The following is a 22,848-nucleotide window of genomic DNA, read 5'->3' as shown; positions in this document are numbered from 1 at the left end:
TTGTAGACTTGGAGGGAGGGATTGGGATACAATAACAGGGAGGGAGGGATCCTGTGATGGCGCAAGATTTCTATATTCAACAGATGCAATCAATGGTTCAGCCGATGCGGGACGAATTGACCCAGATCGGTTTTGAAGAGTTGCGGACACCTGAAGAAGTGGTGGAGGCGTTGGAGGAAAAAGGTGCAAAGGGAACGGCCTTGGTAGCGGTCAATTCGGTCTGCGGATGTGCCGCAGGACTAGCTCGCCCGGCTGTGGCCCATTCCCTGAACAATGGGCGGAAGCCGGATCACCTGTTCACGGTCTTTGCTGGTCAAGATCGGGAGGCGACGGCTAAAGCTCGGGAATACTTTGAAGGTTATCCGCCTTCTTCCCCATCCTTCGCGCTGATGAAGGATGGCAAGATCGTTCACATGGTGCAACGTCACGAGATCGAAGATCGGACATTGGAAGAGATCTCGGCCAACCTGACCAGCGCCTACGACAAATATTGCTGAATGCGCAAAACCACGGTGTCGCCTTTTTTATGAAAGGCGACACTTTTTGAAGAGGAGGAAAGATTCGATGGCGGAAACCTTGCAACAACTTTTGGATCAGGCTGAGGAAGTGGAAGCTGCGGAACCTTTTGTCAAACAGAACAGCCGGGCATTGAAAATACATGTATCGGATCGGGTGTACTGCCGGGCGGGAAGCATGGTGGCTTATCAAGGGGAGATCAAATTTCGTAGCACCGCCGGCGGGATGGGAAAATGGTTTAAACAGAAATTGACCGGAGAGGGTATTCCGCTGATGGAGGCGACTGGGCAGGGGGATCTTTTCCTGGCTGATGATGCGGCGGAGGTCACCATTTTGAAGTTGCAGGGGGAAACACTGTTTGTGGAGGGGCGCCATTTGCTGGCTTTCGAGGAGACGATCGCTTGGGATATCTCCATGATCCGGGGGGCGGGGATCACCTCTGGGGGGCTCTTTACTTGCAGGCTGACGGGGAACGGCTATGTGGCCATCAGTTCCCACGGAGAACCGATCGCCCTGGAGGCCCCGGTGTTGGTGGACCCCAATGCGGTTATCGGCTGGACATCTGGGGTCTCCCCCAAATTGAAAGCAGACATCAATCTGAAAACTATTCTGGGCCGTTCCTCAGGTGAGACATTCCAACTCGATTTCATCGGGACAGGCAAGGTGCTTATACAACCAGCGGAACTGACTTCTTTCGGAAAAAAAGAATGAAGGGAGTGGGGAGAGTGATCCGAGCTGTGCTGTTTGATTTTGATGGAACCTTGGCCAATACCTTTCCTTTGATTTACCGCTCATTCCGGGAATTGTGGAAGGGTGTGGACGGAAGAGAGCGCACCAATGAGGAAATTTTCTCTCTGTTCGGTCCGCCGGAGGAGGAGATCATTCGCCGGGAAGTACCGGAACAGAGACTGGAAGCCTTTCTGGAGGAATACTTTTCTTTATACCAAAAGTTTCATGAGGAAGAAGTGGAGCAAGTACCTCAGGTGCTTCAACTCCTTCGCGACCTGAAGGCGAAAGGCTATTACGTGGGTGTGATTACCGGGAAAGGGCGGAAAAGTGCAGAGATCTCCCTCGCCAAGCTGGAGATGGCAGACTGGATTGACACGCTGGTGACTGGTTCGGATGTTCGTCGATACAAACCTGATCCTGAAGGAATTCAAAAGGCTCTCTCCCAGTTGGGTTGTTCACCAGAGGAGGGAATCTATATCGGCGATTCTCCTGACGATGTGCGCGCGGGATTAGCGGCGGGAGTGGGTACGGTGGGGGTTCGATGGTTTCCCGAAAGTGACCCACGTCCCTTCGATCCTATCCCTCACCAGGTGGCAGAATCAGTGGAGTCTTTTCGAGACGAGTTCTTTTCACGGTGAACTTGAAAAAACGGTCCCAGCAGGGACCGTCTCGATCATTTAGCAAAAAAGGTACACAGCGCTTGGGGAAGATCCTTCTGCCAGAAACCCCAGGTATGGCCGCCTTCCTGTTCTGAATAGAGGACCCGGGCGTTCTTCTCCTGCAGGGCATGATAAACTTCCCGATTTCGTGCCAACAGATTTAGGGAACCCATGTGGGTAGGGACGTCGGATTCCGCTTTGCCCACGGTCTGATAGATTTCCAGTCCGTCTAGGGATTTCGCCTGTTGGATCGCCTCCAAGGTGGGAGGAAGAAAGGCCCCAGACTGAGAAAGGACCCGGCGAAAACGGTCTGGATGGGTTAATGCCAAGTGCAAAGAAACCGTTCCACCGAGGGAAGACCCTCCCAGGACACGATCGTCGACGGAAGTGGCTACGGGAAACTCCTGCTCTACCATCGGTACCAGCTCTTCGGCGAAAAAGCGGAGGTACAGAGAATTACGTTCGCCCTGGGGAGCGTACTCAGAGGTTCTCTTCTCTTTATCGACGGGAATGGCCGCCGCCACAAAAGGGTGGGCTTGTCCATCCAGGATCAGTCGATTAGCCTGGGTGGCCAAACGGCCTAGATTGAAATAATCGTCCCCGTCCTGCAGATAGATGACCGGATAAGATTGATCCCACTCATGCTCCGGGGGGAGGTACACCTGAATTTGGCGTGTCTCTCCCAGGTGATCGCTTTCCACCTCTTTTTTCAGAATGGTTCGTTTTAAGTATTTTTTGTCCATGATCCACCACCTCTTCTGTGTGCCTCTCTTTGATTGTACCCTAAATGGAGTCCTTGCCCTACCGGGAGATCACAGGAGTTTTTGCAGGGCTGTTGATTTAACTAGAAAATGGGCGGTGGCAGGGAATCGTGGCTAATCAAGCACACCTGAAGATTTTGACCCCTTGATTTTGACTGTTTAAAATAAAGGCACAAATCATAGGAACGGGGGAGTGAATTGATGAGCAAAGCCGTCTGGTTTCCAACAGAGGATCAAGTGGCAGAGATGAAGCTGTACCAGCTGATGAAAAAGCATGGGATGAGTGACTATGACGAATTCTACAAGCGCTCGATTCAGGATCCGGCCTGGTTTTGGCGGATCGTGGAAGAGGATATGGAGTTGGATTGGTTCCAGCCCTATCGACAGGTGAAGGACAGTTCAGATGGAGTCCCTTGGACCCGCTGGTTTGTGGATGGCAAGATGAATGTGGCCCACAATTGCCTGGATCGTTTTGTGAAGGATGCGGGGACCCGGCAGCGGTTGGCGTTGATCTGGGAGGGAGATGACGGAGGCGTTCGCAAGCTGACCTATCAGGAGTTGTGGGAAGAGGTGAATGCCCTGGCCAACGGTCTGCGCCAGCTGGGTGTCGGACCGGGGGATCGGATCGCCATCTATCTGCCTATGGTAGCTGAAAACGTGATCTCGATGCTGGCCGTCGCTCGGATCGGGGCGGTGTTCACTCCTTGTTTTTCTGGGTATGGAGCCGATGCTGTAGCCAACCGCTTGCGGGATTGTGAAGCCAAGGTACTGGTGACGGCCGACGGGTTCCTGCGACGGGGGAAAGTGATCTCCATGAAAGAGGAAGCGGATCGAGCCGCGGATCTCTCGCCCAGTGTGGAGAAGGTGGTTGTCGTCCGCCGGCTTGGGCGGCAGGACTGTCCCCGCAACGGGAGTCGGGATGTAGACTGGGCTGATTTGATGACCTATTCGAAAGCGCTTTCATGTGAAATGACCCATGCGGATACCCCTTTTATGATCATCTATACCTCTGGTACCACCGGCCGGCCAAAAGGAACTGTTCACGTTCATGCAGGTTTTCCGGTGAAATCCGGCTTTGATGCAGGATACGGCATGAATGTGAAAGCCGGGGACCTTCTCTTTTGGATGACTGACATGGGCTGGATGATGGGACCGTGGATGGTGTTTGGCGCTTTGATGAATGGTGCGACTATGCTCCTCTTTGAAGGAACCCCGGATTATCCCGAACCGGACCGTCTATGGAAACTGGTAGAGACCCACGGAGTTACTCACTTGGGGGTATCTCCGACGGCGATCCGTGCCTTGATGAAATACGGAGAGAGCTGGGTTCAGCGGCACGACCTGAGTTGTCTGAAGGTGTTCGGCTCTACCGGAGAACCTTGGAACCCCGAGCCTTGGCAGTGGCTGTTTGCACAAGTGGGCCAAAAGAGGGTTCCGATCTGGAATTATTCCGGCGGAACAGAGATTTCCGGGGGAATTCTCGCGGGAAACTTAATGAAGCCGATCGCTCCCTGTTCCTTCAATGGACCGATGCCAGGGATGGATGCGGAGGTCCTGAACAGTGAGGGGCAGCCGACCCGTGGAGAGGTGGGAGAACTGGTGATCCGCCAACCCTGGGTCGGAATGACCAGCGGTTTTTGGAAGGATCCACAGCGCTATGAAGAGACCTACTGGAATCGCTGGCCAGACCAATGGGTGCATGGTGACTGGGTACTCGCCGAGGATGCAGGGTTTTGGTACATCACCGGCCGGTCTGATGACACGTTGAAAATTGCCGGAAAACGGTTGGGTCCGGCAGAGCTGGAATCGGTCCTGGTAGATCACGTCGGGGTATTGGAGGCGGCCACCATCGGCGTGCCCGATCCGGACAAAGGAGAGGTAGCCATCTGTTTTGTTGTCCTAAAGCCGGGTTTTGTACCGGGTGAGGAGTTGAAACAGGATTTAATGGCTTCCGTCGAGAAAAAGATAGGGAAAGCGTTAAGACCCCGAGAGATCCATTTTGTGTCCGATCTGCCCAAAACACGGAATGGAAAAATTCTGCGGCGGGCGATCAAGGCAGCATATACTGGCAAGGAAGCCGGAGATCTCTCTTCCCTGGAGAATCCTCAGGCTGTGGAAGCGGTACGAGGGGTTCACTCTTAAAAAAAGTTCATAAACAGAAGGGCCCGTTAATTAAAAACGGGCCCTTTATTTATGAGAATTACATTTCGAAAAGGAGGCGAGAGGATTATAATATAAGTTGGCCGTCGGTCCACGGGTTAACCGATCTTACCAACGTTAACAAGATTTTATGAAAATCCCCCGGAATGATTCCGGGGGAATGCTAAGCGTGCCGAGTAGATCCTTCAAACGAGAACGCAGGAGTTGTGGCAAATCTCCTTGGATGTCGCTTGGTATGCAGTTCATCGCGTCCTATCGGTACAAGCTGGGGATCGGGTGGTGGGTTCGGCTTTGATCGTCCTTTTTTCTTCTTTTTCCATTTTAAAAATTTCTAAGTACGACGGGTATGATTTTCCTTTTAATACAGGCGGTTATTCAACAGATATAAAGGTTCGACCGACACAGGTGATAGAGAGAAAAGGTTCAAACTGGACCTAAAACGGTGCGAAGCTCCGAATATATATGTAGGGAGAGGTGTCGGCATTGCATGGCCCGGGGGATGGTGATCACAACCTGAAGGTGTCAGCTTTGGAGGAGCGCTTACGGAAAGCTCGCCAAGATCCCGTCGTTCGGGAAGAGCTGATCGATGAACATCAGACATATATCCTCAAAGTCGCCTCCAAAATTTGTATCCGAAACATCACTAGACAAGATGATGAATTTTCGGTGGCACTTCTTGGGTTTAATGAAGCGATCAACAGTTACCGATTTGATCAAAATACCAAATTCCACTCCTTTGCCTTTACCGTGATTCGGAGAAGGCTGACTGATCACTTCCGGAGCGAGGCCCGGCATTTTAATCAGGTGCCGCTGGTATCCGCTGATTCAAAGGATAACGAACCTACCTATCCAGAAGTGATTCGAAAGTCTTTTGAAGAGCATCACGATCGAGAACTGGAGGAGATCCGAAGGTCGGATCTGAAAGAGTTTGAAAAGCACCTTCGACAATTTAAAATCTCCCTGAATGATTTGGTCAAGGTCTCTCCCAAACATCGGGATACCCGGCAAAACCTCCAGGAAATCGCTCAGCGGATCGCTTCCAAAACAGAATGGTTAGAGCAATTTTATAAACAAAAGCGCCTGAAAAAGGGATTTGCCGAGCAGGTTGGCTGCCACAGGCGAACATTGAAGCGGCACCGAGATTATTTGATCGCGCTGGTGATCGTTTTGGTTGAGGATCTACCCACGATTCGGGAGTATCTCGGTCTGTCGGCCGCTGACAGGAAAGGAGGTGGCGATGGTGCAGAAGGGAATGTTGATGGAGGTCAGTAAACGGCATTGGATCGTGATGACACCGGAAGGGGAATTTTTGAAGGTTCCCCATCAGGGGCGTGAAGCTCGGTTAGGCGAGGAGGTCCATTTTACTTTGCAAGAGGCGCCTGACCGTTGGGGCTGGTTGAGACGAAACCCCTGGATTATGGAAGGATTGGTAGCGGCTGCATTGGTGATCGCTATGATCTTACCATTGTTTCAGCCGGTAGATGTCAATGCCCAGTCCTATGTTTATCTCGATGACACGGAATCCAGTCTGGTGATCGGGGTGAACAAGGATCATGAAGTGATCTCTGTCGACGGAATGAACGGCAAGGGGTCAAAGTTGGCGGATCGGATCAAGGGGGACATGGCTTTCAAGGGGGTCCATGTTGACGACTTTGTTACCAATCTGCTGACCCATGCCCAAAGGGATTACAAGGGATTGCTGAATACGGAGAACGGGATCTTTCTGAGTCAGACCTCCTCCGGTTCGGAAGTCCTTGCCGAAAAAGAGAGAACCGATTTTGAGGGTACGCTGACCCATATTCAAGAAAAAATAGGCCAGAATCCGGATTTGAAGGATTCTCAATTCCTGTACACCATGTCTCTTCCTGATGAGTTGAAGAGCCGGGCCAAAGAGTACGAGGTGTCTCCAACAAAGTATGCTTTGTGGCTCTTAGCTTGTAAAGAAGGAACGGAGATCGAGATCGATGAAATCGACAATCATTCCGCGGAGTTGGTGGCCATTCTGGAATCCTTCCAGGAGAAATATCCACTGACGGAAGATGAATGGTTGGAGATGATGAATAATCAAGATCCGGAAATAGAGCCGGATCCGGATGAGGACCCGGCGGATTCCAAGGATGTAGATTCACAAAATCCATCGGACGAAGATAAGGATCACAAAAACGAAGGGAAGCAGGATAAGGCTGAAAAGGATCCGGTGAAGGAGCATCCAGCCAAGAAAGAACCTGCACCGAAAGAGGACAAACCTAAACCATCCGATAAAGAAGTGGAAGATCCACCATCAGATCATGGAACTGATGAAGATAACAGCTCCTCGGGTGCAGAGGAGAACGAAGTTTACCCAGATCATGGAAACCAGACAAACGTCCAGTGACTTGAAATTGCTGGTAAACATAAACGGGGTAAGCTTGAGGGATTCTCCCCCACCCGACTCTGCAAGCCGCACTCTCCCTTTTCGCTTGTTAAATCGGGGTATGGGGGAATGAATTGATGCGAGGAATCGGGATCGTCCGAAAAGTGGACCATCTGGGCCGGATCGTTTTGCCCAAGGAATTGCGGGAAACCATGAATATTCAAGCCCATGATGGTGTGGAAATCTTTGTGGACCACGAGCAGATTGTGATGCGGAAGTATAATCCCTCCTGTATCTTTTGTGATTCCAGTGAATCCTTATACCAGTTCAGGGGGAAAATCGTTTGCCGGGAATGTCTGGAGGAGACCGGCAGTCATGTTCTGTGACAGGAAGCCCGAAAGGGCTTTTTTCTTTTGCTTTATCCCTGTAAAGCACCTTGCTAGCCGAGGGGAGGTGCATTTGATAAAATAGTTCCTGTAGAGAGAATAAACTGCAAAATCCAAATTCATCAAAATGTAAGCGCTTTTACGACGTTGGAAGGGGATGACACAGTTGAAATCCGATTTTCTCAAGGTGTCCACTGAAAAGGGGGTGGGCCGGATCCGACTTCACCGCCCGGAGGTGCTCAATGCTTTGAACCGCCAGATGGTGGCGGATCTGGTCGAGCAACTGGAAAGCTGGGATCGGGACGAACACATAGGCGCCATCCTGTTGCTGGGTGGGCCGAAAGCTTTTGCCGCTGGGGCAGATATCGAGGAGATGGCCCAGGCGACAGCGGTGGAGATGCTTCGCTTGGATCCCTTTGTCGATTGGGATCGGATTCGAAAGATCTCCAAGCCCATAGTAGCCGCAGTGCAGGGATATGCTCTGGGGGGAGGTTGCGAGTTGGCTCTGGCTTGTGACCTGATCCTGGCATCGGAATCGGCTCAGTTCGGTCAACCGGAAATCAATATCGGAGTGATGCCGGGCGCTGGCGGGACCCAGCGTTTGACCCGAGCAGTGGGAAAAGCCCGGGCGATGGAGATGGTGCTGACTGGAAAACCGATTACAGCCCAAGAGGCTTTTCAAGCCCACTTGATCAATCGGGTGGTTCCGGAGGAGGCATTAGAAGAGGAAGCGACAAAATTAGCGGAGGAGCTGGCCTCCAAACCTCCTGTTGCTCTCCGACTCGCCAAACAAGCGGTATCGAAAGCGGCAGAGGTCGGATTGACAGAGGGATTGGATTATGAGCAGAAGCTTTTTTACTTTCTTTTTTCCACGGAAGATCAAAAGGAAGGTATGCAAGCCTTTTCAGAAAAGCGTCGCCCTACGTTTCGGGGAAAATAAAGGAGGTCATGAGCAGTGAAATTTGAGGGGGACCCGATCACCTGGCATTTGGAGGAGGGCGTGGGGGTGATCACTCTGAACCGTCCTGAGGTTTATAACGCCTTGAATGGGGAGATGGGTCGGTCTTTGATGGAGGTATTGACAGAAGCGGCGTCGGATGCCAATGTGCGGGCATTGGTAATCACCGGTGCGGGCAAAGCCTTCTGTTCAGGGCAAGATCTGAACGATCGCTCCGATCCCAACATCGGAAATTTCTCCCTTGGAGAGAGTGTCCGGGAACGGTACAATCCCCTGATCCGAGTCCTGGCGGAGATGGAAAAACCGGTGATCGCTTCCGTCAACGGAGTGGCTGCCGGTGCAGGTTGCAGCTTGGCTTTGGCCTGTGATCTGCGGATTGTATCGGACCGGGCGAAATTTGTTGAGGCTTTTGTCCGTATCGGTCTCGTACCAGACAGCGGCTCCAGTTGGTTTTTACCGCGACTGATCGGGTTCGGACGGGCGATGGAGCTTTTGGTCACCGGCCGGGATGTGGAAGCACAGGAGGCAGTGCAGATCGGATTGGCCAACCAGCTGGTCCCTCACGACCGCTTGACAGAGGAGAGCATTGCCTTGGCTCGCAAACTGGCGCAGGCACCGACCCGGGCGATCGGTTGGACCAAGCAGGCCCTCCATCAGTCGATGGAATCCGATCTGGAGGAAGCTCTGGAGCGAGAAGCCCAGTTGCAGGATCGGGCCGGTAAGACAGAGGATTTTCGGGAAGGAGTTCAAGCCTTTGTGGAAAAACGCTCTCCCCGCTTTCAAGGAAAATGAAATGAAAGCTGAACTTCCTCGCCTTTGGGCGCATATCTTGTGATAGAGATCGCGATGAGGCCTATATTTACAGGGTTACATTCCGAGCGGTCGCTCGATAGGTGACCTTTTCACTTTACAAAAGGACAAGGGTGATGGCGATGAAAGTCTTCGAAAGCAATCTACAGACCCAGGCAAAGGAACACACGGACCGAAGTGAAGAGAGGGATCAACCGATCGGGATGAAAGATGTGTTTGCAATGATGGAGGAAGGGAACCATGAGCAAGTAATTTTTTGCCGCCATCCCGGATCGGGACTGAAGGCGATTATTGCCATTCACGACACGACGATGGGTCCGGCTCTAGGCGGCTGCCGCATGATTCCCTATCCCTCGACAGAGGAAGCACTGAAGGATGCGCTCCGTCTTTCCCGGGGCATGACCTATAAATGTGGTTTGGCTGATGTGGATTACGGGGGTGGCAAAGCTGTGGTGATCGGTGACCCGAACCAGGATAAAAGTCCAGAATTGTTCCGAGCTCTAGGCCGCTTCGTCGGAGGATTGAATGGGCGCTTCTTTACGGGAACTGATATGGGAACCTCACCAGAGGACTTTGTCCATGCCGCTCGGGAGTCGAAGTCCTTTGCTGGGTTGCCGGAAAGCCACGGGGGTAGCGGGGATACTTCCATTCCGACGGCTTACGGGGTGATGCAGGGGTTCCGGGCCACTGCACGCCATCTGTGGGGAAAGGAGAGCCTGAAGGGAAAAACCGTCGCCCTGCAGGGGGTAGGCAAGGTGGGAGCCCGGGTGGTGGAGCACTTGCTGGAGGAAGGTGCCCAGTGTGTGATCGCGGATGTCTCTTCAGAAAGAACTGACAGGATCCAGGCTCGCCATCCTGAGGTGGAAGTGATGCCTGTAGGAGAGATCCACCGGGCGGACTGCGATATTTTTGCCCCTTGTGCCATCGGTGGGGTGATCCGTGACGATACCCTGGAGGAACTTCGCTGTTCGGCTGTCGTTGGCTCGGCCAACAACCAGCTAGAAGCGGATCGTCACGGGGATCGGCTACATGAAAAGGGAATCCTGTACGCTCCGGATTATCTGGTCAATGCCGGGGGTCTGATCCAGGTGGCGGACGAACTGGAGGGTTACAGCTATGAGCGGGTGATGGAAAAGACACGGGGGATCTATGATATGTTGCTACGGATCTATGAGTTGTCCAGGAAGGAAGACCTGCCCACCTGTCGGGCGGCGGATCGGTTGGTTCTGGAACGGTTACAGCAGGCGACGGATCTGAAACGGATCTTTCTCGGTCTGGATCGTCGGGCCTGAGAGGAGGCGGGAAGATGATCAAACAGATGGATCGGGTCGACCGACAATATCTTACGCCAGATGGACAGTTAAGTTCTGAAGGCCGGCAAGTGTGGGAAGATCTGCCTCGGGAGCGAAAGTTGGATTTCCACCGTTGGATGGTTCAAGTCCGCACCTTTGACCGGCGGGCGATCATTCTGCAACGGCAGGGTCGGATCGGCACCTATGCTCCCTTGGAAGGGCAGGAGGCCGCCCAAGTGGGCAGTGCTCTGGCTCTCTCTGCAGAAGATTGGATCTTTCCCAGCTATCGGGATCATGGAGTCACCCTGATTGCCGGGATGCCCCTGTCACAAATCCTTCTGTGTTGGATGGGTCGGATCGAAGGGAATCAGGCTCCACCGGGAGTGCGACTCCTGCCCCCCTATGTCCCCATTGCTACACAGATGCCCCAGGCGGTGGGTGCGGCTTGGGCTTCTCGTTTGAAAAAGGAGTCCGCCATCTCCGTTGCCTACTTCGGCGATGGAGCCACATCGGAAGGGGATTTTCACGAAGCTTGTAATTTCGCGGGGGTATTTCGCTTACCCGTTATTTTCTTCTGCCAGAACAATCATTATGCCATCAGCGTCCCTTTTACCCGACAATCGGCGACTCCCACCGTGGCGGAACGAGCGGCTGCCTACAATATTCCGGGGATCCGTGTGGATGGGAATGATGTATTGGCAATTTACACGGCGATGGCAGAAGCGGTGAAGCGTGCCCGGGACGGACAGGGAGCCACTCTGATCGAGGCGGTCACCTACCGAAAGGGTTCTCACACCACTGCCGATGATGCCACCCGCTATCGGGAACCTGCCGAAGTGGAAGAGTGGGTGCAAAACCGAGATCCTCTCCCCCGTCTGGAGAAGCTTCTGCTGGCAGAGGGATTGCTGACAGAGTCGGAAATTCAGGAATGGGAAGAGCACTGCGCAGAAACGGTGGAACAGGCGGTGAAAGAGGCGGAGTCCAGTCCCGCTCCCTCGCCGGATCACCTGTTTGCCCATGTCTATGAGGTACCTCCGCCGGAATTTCGCCGGCAGCAGGCCGAATGGTTGCAGGAGGGGAAAAGGGATGGTTGAAAAAACTTTGATTCAAGGGATCAACGATGGGTTGCGGAAGGCAATGGAACAGGATGAGGAAGTGGTGGTTCTGGGAGAGGATGTCGGAAAGAACGGGGGCGTGTTCCGGGCGACGGAAGGATTGTGGGAAACCTTTGGCGAAGAGCGGGTGATCGACACTCCTCTGGCGGAGTCGGGGATTGTGGGGACGGCGATCGGGATGGCGATCAATGGCCTGCGGCCAGTGGCGGAGATTCAGTTTATGGGTTTTATCTACCCGGCCTTTGAACAGATCGTCAGCCATGCTGCTCGTCTGCGCACCCGGACCCAGGGGCAATACCCTGCCTCGCTGGTGATCCGAGTGCCCTACGGTGGGGGGATCCGGGCGCCGGAACTGCACTCGGACTCCACTGAATCTTTCTTTGTCCACACACCGGGTCTGAAGGTAGTGGTCCCTTCTACCCCCTCGGATGCCAAAGGGTTGCTCCTGGCAGCCATCCGGGATCCGGATCCGGTGATCTATCTGGAGCCGATGAAAATCTATCGCTCCCTCCGGGGGGAAGTACCTGAGGAGTGGTATGAGGTGCCCATCGGGAAGGCGCGAACCGTGCGGGAGGGGGAGGATGTCACTCTGATCGCTTGGGGTGGGATGGTTCCAGTGGCACAACAGGCGGCTCACTCCTGTGCAGAGCGGGGGATCTCCTGTGAAGTGCTGGACCTCAGGAGTCTATATCCCTTGGACGAGGAAGCCCTGGTGGCTTCGGTGAAGAAAACCGGGCGGGCGGTGATTATCCATGAGGCCGCGAAGACGGCAGGCCTAGGGGCGGAATTGGCGGCCCGGATTCACGAGCTGGCTTTTCTGTGGATGGAGGCTCCGGTGGAGCGGGTGACAGGATATGATGTGCCGGTTCCGATGTTTGCCCTGGAAGATGATTTTCGTCCGGATCCTCAGCGGATTGAGGTGGCAGTCCAGAAAGTGATCCACTTTTGAGGGAGGCGAGCGCATGGGTGTCAAGTTCAGGCTACCAGATGTGGGTGAAGGAATGACAGAGGCCGAGGTGATCCGCTGGCTGGTGCAGGAAGGAGAAAGAGTCGCTTCCGATCAGCCAGTGGTCGAGATGCAGACGGACAAAGCGGTGGTGGAGCTCCCCGCTCCCGCTTCAGGAAAGGTGGGTCACCTCCCCTGGAAAGAAGGGGAGAAGGTGGCGGTGGGAGAAGTGTTGTTGGAGATTGACACCGACAACGAATCCAACGAGTCGGCTCAGCGGGAGGCCGCGGCGGCAACGGAGACCGCCCCGGCTTCGGCAGAAAGCCCTCCTCCCCTCCGTTCTATCCCGGTGGAGGAAGCTACATCTGCCCCTCGTCGTCGGGTGCTGGCGGCTCCCTCCACCCGCCGTCTCGCTCGGGATCTCGGTGTCGAGATTCAACAGGTGACCAGTACCGGCCCGGAAGGACGAGTGACCAAGGAGGATGTTCGCAAGGTGGCCGCCTCCTTGGCGGAGTCCCAGGGCGTGGTTCGCTTGGCGGACCGGAGGGGCAAGGAAGCCCCTGAGAATCCAGTTGCTAGAGAAGTTTCCTGGACAGAAGATAGGGAGCAGGCGAGAGATACCGGGGAGATCCAGGGAGAGCCTCTTTCCCCGACTCGTCGGGTGATCGCGGAGCGATTGCTTTTATCTGTCACCCGAAAGCCTCATGCCACTCATTTTGACGAACTGGAGGCGGAAGGGCTGGTGGCATGGCGGAATCGGCTCAAGGAGAAGTCCGGATCCGGTGCTTCCTCGGTGGGATACCTACCGATCCTGCTCAAGGCGATCGCCGTTGCTCTGAAAAGTCACCCGCTGTTGAACGTTCATTTCGATGAGGAAAAGATGGAGGTCCGTCGCTTCACCTCCATCCACCTAGGAGTGGCCGCTGACACCCCCCGGGGCCTGCTCGTTCCGGTAATCCGGGATGCAGATCAGAAAAGCATCTTGCAAATCGCCGAGGAACTTCGGGAGTTGACGGAGGCTGCCCGTCAGGGGCGTCTGCTACTGGACCAGATGAAGGGAAGCACCTTTACGGTCAGCAATGCTGGTGCTTTAGGGGGTCACTTTGCCACTCCCATCATCAACCCGCCGGAAGTGGCGATCCTGGCTCTGCACCCTGTGGAACAGCGGCCGGTGGTCCAAAATGGTCAGCTGGCCCCTGGCTGGCGCATGAATATCTCTCTTTCCTTTGACCATCGGGTTCTCGACGGAGCTGACGCCATTCGCTTTACCCAAACCCTTGGCTCCTACACCGCCGATCCGGGGAGGTTGCTTCTGGAGTTGACTTGAGGGTTTATCGAACCGAACTGCCCCCGCTTCTTCTGAACAAGAGAGCTGGGGGTTTTCAGGTTTCGATGAAAGTCGATTCCCTCTCTCTGCTCCCTTCACTCCACTATGAAATCTTTGAGTAAACTTTTGTGAAGAGGAATATCAATATCATCCTTTGCCGAAGTTTCTAGTTGAAATAGGGAAAGGATTCAGGGTGGGCACCATGTCAGACGTGAAAATGGATACCTATCAATCTCAGTGAAAGGGGTATCATCCATAATCTAAAATCGGTGGATCTCGCAAGGAGGTTCACCGGTTTTTTTTACCACCTGTACGACATTTCGAAAATATCACAGAGAACAGGCGTGTTAATTAGCTATATTTTGGATAGTAAATAAGGTCGGGTGGGGTGGGACGGTGAAGAGCCTTTGCACCCTTTACAAGAGATCGTAGCCCTCCCACCCTCCCCGTTCCCTCAAGTCATATTTTACGATGGGGGTCATGGGAAGAGCGAAAGGGGTCGTTTCGCTTCTGTCATCCACTTTATGGTTCATTATCAACAGCCCTGGTGAAAACCATACGTTGCTGGAAAATGGTGATTCGGGAGGCGGGATTTGCGCGATACTCACCCGGTAATTTCCGCCCACTCCCAACCATGGCAGATCCATTGCAGAGCGAGATGCCACTCATAAACCGTAAACGGTTCCACCCCTTGAGGAGCTTCTCCATCCTCTTCTTTTGCCTTCTGCAAGGCATGGGTCAGCCGAAACATCAGATCGGCCTGATCCGCGATTTCGGCCAGTGGGCGAAGCTCTGCATTTTCGATAAAGGATTTCGTCGATTCTCCCAACTGGGGTACTGCACTTCCCACTGGGTCCGCATCACTCTGACCAGAGGGCCAGCCCAAGATGTCTATTTTTCCCAATGACCACAACAAGGCGTACAGTGCCTCCATCCGCCAAGTGATCCGGTTGGATTGCATGCTCCTCAACTTCCAAACCCTCTCCCCTTCATCCTCCATAAGTGGAATTTGGAAGATCTCTTTCTCCCTTGGGGTTAATTCCTCCCACAAGCCTTCCTCTCTTACCCATTCCACCACATCCAGCGGCCGGTGATAAAAAATCACGCCCAGAAGAGAATGAAAAACCAAGGCCCGCCTCGCGGCTTCCTGTGGCGACTTGAATTGAAAATTCCCCACGTATTTCAACTCGGGATCAATCGGAATTCCGTGTTCCCACAATGTTCTTTCCGATTGTTGTTTTCTCACTAAATCATGCTCTAGCATCTCCGATCCTCTCCTTGTTCGGTAAGTGGTCTGTCTTTATGTATGCAGACTATTATATCATTTCTGTAGAAGATGAGATAAAGGTTCAATCTCAATAAGATGTCAGAGGGGGAGAGGCTTTGTGCAAAGAAAATAGTTTTAAAAACACGGCAAGCCCAATGGCCATGCAGGATGTGAGATCTAAGAGTCCCATTTTATCTGGTAGGGATAGCCTCTCTTTATTCAATTGATTGACAAAGGGGGGGAGCGGTGATAAGGTGATTTCTGTATCGAATGTTCTCAATATATTGTGATATATAGGAAGAATTTTTCATTTTTCATCACTTCTGAAGGGGGAACTTCAGATGAAATTAGGTGTGTTTGCCGTTTTATTCGGGGACAAGTCCTTGGAGGAAGCTTTGGACTATATTGCAGAAAGCGGTCTGGAGACCGTGGAGATCGGTACCGGAGGATTTCCGGGGGACCGTTACTGCAACCCACAAAATCTGTTGGAAGATGAAAGCCGATTAAATCATTTTAAACAAGCTGTGGAAAGCCGGGGTTTGCAAATCAGTGCCTTAAGTTGCCACGGAAATCCGCTCCATCCCAATTCGGAGATTGCCCAGCGGGCTCATGAGAACTTTGAACAGACTGTTCGCCTCGCCGCTAAACTGGGAGTGGAAACGGTCATCACCTTCTCCGGGTGTCCAGGAGAATCGGAACACTCCCAGAACCCGGTCTGGGTCACTTGTCCTTGGCCAGAGGAGTTTGCTTCTGTACTGGAGTGGCAGTGGGAAGAAAAAGTGATTCCCTATTGGAAGGAACAGAATCAGTTCTTAAAGCAACAGGGAGTGCGGGTGGCGATTGAACCTCATCCGGGATTTGTTGTGTACAACACCGAGACGATGCTCCGTCTGCGGAAACAGTGCGGGGATCAGATTGGGGTCAACTTTGATCCAAGCCATCTCTTTTGGCAGCAGATGGACCCCGTATTGGCGATTAAGGAGCTGAGCCAAGCGGGGGCGTTGTATCATTTTCACGCCAAGGATACCGGGATCGATCCGTACAATACGGCTTCCAACGGCGTCCTGGACACGAAGAGCTACCGGGACGAACTGAATCGGTCTTGGATTTTCCGCACCGTGGGTTACGGGCATGGAGAGGAAACCTGGAAAGAGATTATCAGTGCGTTGCAATTGGTCGGTTACCAAGGGGCGATCAGCATTGAACATGAAGACAGCCTGATGTCGGTGGAGGAAGGGTTTCAAAAAGCCGTCTCCTTCCTGAAAAACATATTGATTCAAGAGAGGGTGGGTGACATCTGGTGGGCGTAAGCAAAAAGCAAGTCCGGATCGGGATGGTCGGTTACAAATTTATGGGCAAAGCGCACAGCCATGCCTACCGGGACTTGCCCTTCTTTTTTGAGAACGACGTGGTTCCAGTGCAGCAGGCCCTGGTCGGTCGCGACCGGGCGGGAGTGGAACAGGCGGCAACACAATGGGGGTGGGCCTCCACGGAAACCGATTGGCGCCGCCTGCTGGAACGGGAAGACATCGACCTGATCGATATCGTCACACCCAACCACCTCCACGCCGAGATGGCTATCGCTGCGGCGGAGGCAGGCAAGCATATCGTCTGTGAAAAACCCTTGGCGATGACGGTGGAGCAGGCAGAGCGCATGGTGGAGGCCGTGCAAAAGTCGGGAACCGTCCATATGCTGTGCCACAACTATCGTTTTGCTCCAGCGGTGCAATTCGCCAAAAAGCTGATTGACGAAGGACGGCTAGGCCGGATCTACCATATCCGAGGTCAATATCTGCAGGATTGGATTATGGATCCCCAATTCCCACTCGTCTGGCGCTTGCGCAAAGAAGTGACCGGCTCCGGTGTCCTCGGGGACGTCGGTGCACATATTTTGGATCTGGCTCGCTTCTTGGTCGGGGAGTTTCAAGAAGTGTCCGGTATGATGGAAACCTTTATCAAAGAGCGTCCCCTGGGCGAGATGAGCGGTGGGTTGAAGGCCCAAAGGGAAGCCGGGAACCGGGGCGTAGTAGATGTGGATGATGCGGCTCTTTGGATGGCTCGTTTTGAAAGCGGTGCCATCGGCGTCTTTGAAGCCACCCGCTTCGCCGGGGGAAATCGTAACGGCAACCGGTTTGAGATTAACGGGGAAAAGGGTTCCCTCCGCTGGGATCTGGAGAACATGAATAACCTGGAGGTTTATCTGGAGGAGGACGCACCGGGGTTGCAGGGGTTCCGCACCATCAACTGCACTGAGGAGGAGCATCCCTATGCTGCTGCTTACTGGCCTTCGGGGCATATCATCGGCTATGAACACACCTTTATCAATCTGTTCAGCGAGTTGATGAAGGGCATCGCTGAGGGCGTCAGCCCCTCCCCTAATTTTCAGGACGGTCTGCAGAATCAACGGGTGCTGGCAGCGGTGGAAAAGTCCGCCCAGAGCGGACGATGGATCCAGGTGTCTGATCTGAACCCCGTCTCTCGGTAATCCATGTGAAACCGTGAGTGTAGAAATCAAAAAAGCTGGACAGGGAATCCTTCCCCGGCCAGCTTCTTTTTGTTTTTCAGAGGCGAGTGATTCAGATGTTAACACTCATCCATGAATACGCTCAATCCCCTGTATGGGCTTCAATTTCCTGATAGGGATGGTATAAAACGATGTGATCAAGGGAAATTGCCAATTGTATGATCTGATCTCATAGGTAGATGTACGCTACAAACTGAGATACCTATAAAAAAACGTCTTTTCTGAGAAAAGGCGTTTTTTTTATTCATCGTTATCTAGTCTCTCTTGATACCGTTTCATCTCAAAGCGCTTTTTTTCTTCTTTATCTCCCAGAAGCATTTTCACAAAGTCAATTCCGGTTTCCTTCTTAATTTCTTGGTTTGCTTGGTTTAATGCTTGGCTTTTCTGTGCCCGCTTTTCAGGAGTTGACGTTCCACTAGATTTTTTCTGTGCCCGTTTCTCCGAAAGTGAAATGATCTTCAAGACTACTCCCCCTGATCCTATTTCAATTCCTCATAGGTACGTTACAAACTCTCATCTTCTTCTTCTCTTTTTCGCTTCGATAGGCAGTTTCAATTCCTCATAGGTACGTTACAAACGTTCAAAACCACCCTACTCGACGGAAAATGGACTTTTGTTTCAATTCCTCATAGGTACGTTACAAACCCGAATCCTAAAAGACAAAGCCAAACTTCGATTTTCAAGTTTCAATTCCTCATAGGTACGTTACAAACTTGCCCAGGCTCCGGAAGAGGAATTGGAGAGGTTTGTGTTTCAATTCCTCATAGGTACGTTACAAACACGATGGATATGCCCGGGGGGCAAGGTGTTTCAGAGTTTCAATTCCTCATAGGTACGTTACAAACTCAAAGAGAAGGTGAGGGGCCAATACTACCCAGTCCCGTTTCAATTCCTCATAGGTACGTTACAAACCCAGATTCCGGGTCTCGGACTTTCAAAATAGCACCCGTTTCAATTCCTCATAGGTACGTTACAAACCTGAGCCGGTCTTTCAGGTTCCTGACGGTGGTATCGTTTCAATTCCTCATAGGTACGTTACAAACTGCGTTGAACGATAGGGCTGCTATCCGTGCCGCTTTGTTTCAATTCCTCATAGGTACGTTACAAACATTTCACGTAGTCCATCTGCCAATCTGCGACATAAGTTTCAATTCCTCATAGGTACGTTACAAACCCATCCAAACACCGATACTCAGCCATTCCTTCTTAAACTCTACGATACACAAATGCTCTACCGGAAACAAGCGGGGATTTAAAATTCCTTGTCACACCAGGTATATTGCCCCCTTGAAAATTGTCGTCGATCCCCGGGGGTTTTTACGTTACTGGGGATCGACGACAAGTTTTTCAGCTTGCAAATCTTTTCCTAACTGAACGGGGATTAAATCCCGTATGACAGGCGTGTTGATTAGCCATATTTTGGGTGGGGAGATCGTGTTCTACCACGCTCCGGTTGCCATCCGGCAAGGAAGTGAAAACTGGCCGCTCCAAATCTGACCATCGGGCAGGGGCAAAGCCTTACGGAAGCAACACAGGGAAGATGTTGCCCCTAAACGCCCTCCCTCCAGATTCTCCGCTGGGTAGGATGGCTACCTTCATCTAGAGCTTCAGCTCCTTTGGATTGTAGTGCCTGTGGCGCAAAGGTCGCTTTGGCAGCACACGACTCCTTCCGCTGCCCATTTTCTGGTTAATCAACAGCCCTGCCCGTATGAATCTGTTTACTCCATGAAAGGATTGCCTTTCATCCCGACCCACAGCTCTGATTGCTCCAGGGTGTATGCCAGCTGGAGCAGGCGGTTTTCCATGCCTTTCGGGGCGATGAATTGAACCCCGAGGGGGAGATGATCCGCTGTGAGGTGGACAGGGACACTCATGGCAGGCTGTCCCGTGAGGTTGGCCAGTTGGGTGAAGGGGGTATAGGTGAGACTGGGCAAAAACATATCATAGATCAGGGACTGTTGTTCCGATGGGCTCAGTTGACTGACCTTCATGAGTTCCTCTGCTTCCTGTGGGGTATGGGTCAACTTGCCCACCTGGGGTGCGGCATCGGCTGACGCGGGGGTGAGATAGAGATCATAGGTTTGGTGAAGCTCCGCCATTTTCGCCGCCGCGGTATCCCAGGAAGTGAGGCTGGCCGCATATTCTGCTGCAGTCACTTTCTTACCGGCTTCACTCAACACCCAGGAGACGATTTCCATGTCCTGTGCTGTGATCCGGCGGTTGAGTGATTTTTCCATGGATGCCACCATCGTCGCCATTTCGCCACTGTTCATCAGATAGTAATCCTGCATCAGGCGGATGCCATCGATGCCGGTCTCCTTCTCCTCCACCTGATGTCCCTGTGCTTTCAACCATGCCACGGTTTTGTGTACTGCTTGCTTAGCCTCTTCACTGACAGGGGTTCCCACCGGGGAAGCTGTGGTAAAGGCGATGCGAAGGGGTTGGCTTCCCTGCTTCATATCTTCGCGGAAACTTCCGTCAAACAAGGGAGTCTGGAAAGCCGCCTCAGGTTGGATCGTTTGCAACAGATCCAGCAATGCGGCACTGTCTCGCACGGAACGGGTGAGCACAAAGTCGATGGATGCCCCCTGCCACTGACGTCCCACCCCAGGTCCGACAGGGGTCCGGCCCCGAGTCGGCTTTAAGCCGAACAAACCGGTGAAGGAGGCAGGGATGCGGATGGAGCCGCCTCCATCACTGGCCCCCGCCAAGGGAACTATTCCGGAAGCTACGGCTGCTGCTGAGCCCCCGCTGGATCCCCCTGGTGAATAGGCGGGATTCCACGGGTTTCGGGTGGCTCCATAGAGTTCGGGTTCCGTAATATTTTTCAGCCCGAATTCCGGTGTGTTGGTCTGTCCGAGAAAAAGAAAGCCTGCCTCCCGGAGCTTGGCGACCAGATGGGAATCCTGTTGGGCCACTTGGGAGGATAACAGGCGGGCACCCGCCGTCAAGGGCTCTCCGGCTACCGCCTGGGAGATATCTTTCAACAGGATTGGCACACCGGCAAAGGGCTGTTGGGAAGGGTCAAGTGCATCGATTTCCCGCAGCACCTTTTCCCGTCTCGTCCGAATCACCGCTTGCAGTTGGGGATTAACTTCCTCCAACCGGGCAAAAGCGGCTTCAACCAATTCCCGCGGTGAAACTTCCTTCTGCTGAATCGCTTCCGCCAAGGCGGTTGCATCATGTGAGAGATATTCAGATTGGTTCATGTGGATGATCCCTTCTTTCGATTGGATGGTCTGGTTCTATTATATAAATAGAATTGGGAAGGACAGGCATGCTGATTAGCCCTATTTTAGGTAGGAAATCAGGGCGGGATGGTGGGACGGTGAAGAGCCTTTGCGCTCTTTGCAAAAGATCGTAGCCCTCCCACCAACCCCGTCCCCTCAAGCCATATTTTACGATGGGAGCAATGGGAAGAGCGAAAGATCAATTTAGTTTCCTCCACCTATTTTTTGGTTACAACAGCCCTGTGGGAAGGAGGATACCTGTATGAAATTATAGGATGGATGTGGGATCAAGGTGAACTCATAAATCCCCCTCTTCCGATGGAGAGGGGGATGTTCTGATTTAATGCACCGCACGGGCGGCTGCTTTTACCAAGGAGACGGTCTGATCGACAGTGACTTTTCGGTGGTGTTGGAAGTCCGGGTCGATATGACGGGAAGGATCCTCCGGATAGAATTCCAATTCTGCGTTATGCAGATGTCCACCGGGAAGATCCTGCGCACCGAGTCCGAGCCGGAGGCGATTGGAACGGTACTGGCTTTCATTGGAAAGATAGCTGCCACCGCCACCGGAGCGAGCTTTGGAGCCTGGCGTCGGGCCTTTCTCATGGCAAGAAGGTGGATCAGTGAAATTCGGGGGCAACCATTCACATACCTCATCGTTCCGTACCACCGGCCAAGGCCCTGTATCGGCGTCGATCATCGCCTGCACAGGTAGAGTCGTTTCGATGAATTCTGGTAGCGGATCGGGCATGGGCCAGTGGGAGACCGGAGGCGTGACTTCCTCTCGGGATTCCAAGCGGTTGTCGATGCCGGTATGCCAGCGTCCGGCGTAACCTTCAATAGCCATACGACGGGGGCCTCCCTGACTGATGGTCATCATCAGGTCGATCTGATGAGGTCCTGGGGTCAGGTGGGGACCGAAGGCATCTTCCACGATTCCATCTTCAAAGTCCTGCCAACGGACGGGGAAGTTAACGGCCTGAATGATTGCGGGTCCGTCTTCCGTCCGGAGCCGCATCCCATCAAGCTGCAGTGCGGAAGCCCCTGAAGGATTACTACGCCGGAACTCCTGCTCCAGCCGGTAGGGATCAAATCCGCTGACCAAAATTCGCTTCGTCCCTTTTTCTTTGGGAAACTGAACGGAAGTGATACCACGGGAGGTGTATTCCAATTTCTTTAGAAGTTCCTGCCGTTGGGCTTGAGTAAGGGAGAAGTCGGGTTTCCACTGCCGAAGCGCCCGGGTCATATGCAATCGGGCCCAGTAGAGGGGACGGTCGTCATAACGATCTAGGGTCCCGAGATCGGGGCGTTTACCCTGGGCACGATCGACTGCGGTTTTCCACAGCTGGGTGCCGTGTCTCTCCACTATTTTTTCTGCGGTTTGCAAATGGGAGGTGGAACAGAGATCCTGTTCAAATCGTTTTACATATCGATCGAAACGGCTCTCCTTTAGAATCTGCTGGGGGATGGGAGTCCCCTCGGTGATTCGTTCCTCCTCAGGAGTGACAGATACACTGGAGTCCAAACAACCAGTTGGGGTTTTAGCGAGGGCCTCCTGAGGTTCTGTTGAGATCAGGAAGGAGGTCAACAGAACCGGGAGAAGGAACAGGCAAAGCCTGGAGGATCGTTTTGTGCACATGAAATCGGCCTCCTAATGAAAAGATTCTTATAAAAAATAACAGGGCTGTTGATTAACCAGAAAATGGGCAGCGGAAGGGAGTCGTGTGCTGCCAAAGCGAGACCTGGGAGCGGAAGCGACTCTGGCGAGACTTGTGCCCTGTGGGTGCAAAGCGACCTTTGCGCCATGGGCACTAC

The 22,848-nt window shown here is 53.1% G+C and carries 20 protein-coding genes and 1 CRISPR repeat array; of the genes, 15 read left to right on the top strand and 5 right to left on the bottom strand.

Translation table 11 applies throughout. From position 1 onward, the window contains the following. Nucleotides 1-56: 56 nt before the first annotated feature. The 3 genes from JOD24_RS01750 to JOD24_RS01740 all read left to right on the top strand — a co-directional run bounded on the left by JOD24_RS01750 (nt 57) and on the right by JOD24_RS01740 (nt 1,883). A complete protein-coding gene (locus tag JOD24_RS01750; RefSeq protein WP_380164472.1) occupies nt 57-497 on the top strand; it encodes a BrxA/BrxB family bacilliredoxin in 441 nt (146 codons plus the stop codon). Nucleotides 498-564: 67 nt separating this feature from the next. After that, the gene (locus JOD24_RS01745; RefSeq protein WP_429246202.1) at nt 565-1,227 is read left to right on the top strand and encodes an AIM24 family protein; all 663 of its coding nucleotides are present in this window, start codon (nt 565-567) and stop codon (nt 1,225-1,227) included. Nucleotides 1,228-1,241: 14 nt separating this feature from the next. Then, the gene (locus JOD24_RS01740; protein ID WP_429246201.1) at nt 1,242-1,883 is read left to right on the top strand and encodes an HAD family hydrolase; all 642 of its coding nucleotides are present in this window, start codon (nt 1,242-1,244) and stop codon (nt 1,881-1,883) included. Between the two features lie 35 nt (nt 1,884-1,918). Here JOD24_RS01740 and JOD24_RS01735 read toward each other — a convergent pair whose 3' ends face one another. Continuing rightward, on the bottom strand, nt 1,919-2,647 hold the full coding sequence (locus tag JOD24_RS01735; RefSeq protein WP_380164466.1) for an alpha/beta hydrolase: 729 nt from the start codon (nt 2,645-2,647) through the stop codon (nt 1,919-1,921). Nucleotides 2,648-2,866: 219 nt separating this feature from the next. Here JOD24_RS01735 and JOD24_RS01730 point away from each other — a divergent pair, with 219 nt between their 5' ends. The 10 genes from JOD24_RS01730 to JOD24_RS01685 all read left to right on the top strand — a co-directional run bounded on the left by JOD24_RS01730 (nt 2,867) and on the right by JOD24_RS01685 (nt 14,012). After that, a complete protein-coding gene (locus JOD24_RS01730; RefSeq protein WP_380164464.1) occupies nt 2,867-4,807 on the top strand; it encodes an AMP-binding protein in 1,941 nt (646 codons plus the stop codon). Nucleotides 4,808-5,353: 546 nt separating this feature from the next. Next, nucleotides 5,354-6,097: a sigma-70 family RNA polymerase sigma factor gene (locus JOD24_RS01725; protein ID WP_380164460.1), complete on the top strand. Its 744-nt coding sequence runs from the start codon at nt 5,354-5,356 to the stop codon at nt 6,095-6,097. Beyond that, on the top strand, nt 6,063-7,199 hold the full coding sequence (locus tag JOD24_RS01720) for an anti-sigma factor domain-containing protein (protein ID WP_429246200.1): 1,137 nt from the start codon (nt 6,063-6,065) through the stop codon (nt 7,197-7,199). The genes JOD24_RS01725 and JOD24_RS01720 overlap by 35 nt, the downstream gene beginning before the upstream one ends. A 113-nt stretch (nt 7,200-7,312) precedes the next feature. Further along, nucleotides 7,313-7,564: an AbrB/MazE/SpoVT family DNA-binding domain-containing protein gene (locus JOD24_RS01715; RefSeq protein WP_380164456.1), complete on the top strand. Its 252-nt coding sequence runs from the start codon at nt 7,313-7,315 to the stop codon at nt 7,562-7,564. A gap of 166 nt (nt 7,565-7,730) precedes the next feature. Further along, on the top strand, nt 7,731-8,504 hold the full coding sequence (locus tag JOD24_RS01710) for an enoyl-CoA hydratase-related protein (protein ID WP_380164454.1): 774 nt from the start codon (nt 7,731-7,733) through the stop codon (nt 8,502-8,504). A gap of 15 nt (nt 8,505-8,519) precedes the next feature. Beyond that, nucleotides 8,520-9,314: an enoyl-CoA hydratase-related protein gene (locus JOD24_RS01705; protein WP_380164452.1), complete on the top strand. Its 795-nt coding sequence runs from the start codon at nt 8,520-8,522 to the stop codon at nt 9,312-9,314. A gap of 140 nt (nt 9,315-9,454) precedes the next feature. Further along, nucleotides 9,455-10,624, top strand: a complete 1,170-nt coding sequence (locus JOD24_RS01700; protein WP_380164450.1) for a Leu/Phe/Val dehydrogenase — start codon at nt 9,455-9,457, stop codon at nt 10,622-10,624. Between the two features lie 14 nt (nt 10,625-10,638). Next, nucleotides 10,639-11,718 (top strand): pyruvate dehydrogenase (acetyl-transferring) E1 component subunit alpha, encoded by a 1,080-nt coding sequence (gene pdhA / locus JOD24_RS01695; protein WP_380164448.1) that lies wholly within the window; start codon nt 10,639-10,641, stop codon nt 11,716-11,718. After that, nucleotides 11,711-12,688: an alpha-ketoacid dehydrogenase subunit beta gene (locus JOD24_RS01690; protein ID WP_429246199.1), complete on the top strand. Its 978-nt coding sequence runs from the start codon at nt 11,711-11,713 to the stop codon at nt 12,686-12,688. The genes pdhA and JOD24_RS01690 overlap by 8 nt, the downstream gene beginning before the upstream one ends. 13 nt (nt 12,689-12,701) lie before the next feature. Further along, on the top strand, nt 12,702-14,012 hold the full coding sequence (locus JOD24_RS01685) for a dihydrolipoamide acetyltransferase family protein (protein WP_429246198.1): 1,311 nt from the start codon (nt 12,702-12,704) through the stop codon (nt 14,010-14,012). A gap of 604 nt (nt 14,013-14,616) precedes the next feature. Here the strand turns inward: JOD24_RS01685 and JOD24_RS01680 are convergent. Further along, complete coding sequence (locus JOD24_RS01680) at nt 14,617-15,276, bottom strand: DUF4272 domain-containing protein (RefSeq protein ID WP_380164442.1); 660 nt, start codon at nt 15,274-15,276, stop codon at nt 14,617-14,619. Nucleotides 15,277-15,620: 344 nt separating this feature from the next. On the opposite strand from JOD24_RS01680, the gene JOD24_RS01675 reads away from it, so the two are divergent. Together JOD24_RS01675 and JOD24_RS01670 are read left to right on the top strand one after the other, a co-directional pair. Further along, nucleotides 15,621-16,589: a sugar phosphate isomerase/epimerase family protein gene (locus tag JOD24_RS01675; protein WP_429246197.1), complete on the top strand. Its 969-nt coding sequence runs from the start codon at nt 15,621-15,623 to the stop codon at nt 16,587-16,589. A 23-nt stretch (nt 16,590-16,612) separates the two neighbouring features. Continuing rightward, nucleotides 16,613-17,764 carry a Gfo/Idh/MocA family protein gene (locus JOD24_RS01670; RefSeq protein WP_429246268.1) on the top strand — a complete coding sequence of 384 codons (1,152 nt, stop codon included), beginning with the start codon at nt 16,613-16,615 and terminating at the stop codon, nt 17,762-17,764. A 279-nt stretch (nt 17,765-18,043) separates the two neighbouring features. On the opposite strand, the gene JOD24_RS01665 is transcribed toward JOD24_RS01670, so the two are convergent. The 3 genes from JOD24_RS01665 to JOD24_RS01655 all read right to left on the bottom strand — a co-directional run bounded on the left by JOD24_RS01665 (nt 18,044) and on the right by JOD24_RS01655 (nt 22,672). After that, complete coding sequence (locus JOD24_RS01665) at nt 18,044-18,265, bottom strand: hypothetical protein (protein WP_429246196.1); 222 nt, start codon at nt 18,263-18,265, stop codon at nt 18,044-18,046. Nucleotides 18,266-18,284: 19 nt separating this feature from the next. Further along, nucleotides 18,285-18,977: direct repeats of the CRISPR family, unit length 30 nt; unit sequence GTTTCAATTCCTCATAGGTACGTTACAAAC. A gap of 544 nt (nt 18,978-19,521) precedes the next feature. Further along, a complete protein-coding gene (locus JOD24_RS01660; RefSeq protein ID WP_429246195.1) occupies nt 19,522-21,012 on the bottom strand; it encodes an amidase in 1,491 nt (496 codons plus the stop codon). 361 nt (nt 21,013-21,373) lie between these two features. Then, a complete protein-coding gene (locus tag JOD24_RS01655) occupies nt 21,374-22,672 on the bottom strand; it encodes a hypothetical protein (RefSeq protein WP_429246194.1) in 1,299 nt (432 codons plus the stop codon). Between the last annotated feature and the right edge of the window lie 176 nt (nt 22,673-22,848).

Origin of the sequence: Kroppenstedtia sanguinis (assembly GCF_050433445.1) — a bacterium.
GTDB classification, from domain to species: Bacteria; Bacillota; Bacilli; order Thermoactinomycetales; family DSM-45169; genus Kroppenstedtia; species Kroppenstedtia sanguinis.
Note: the sequence above shows the minus strand (reverse complement) of the source record. Positions and strands in the feature narration are given on the sequence as shown.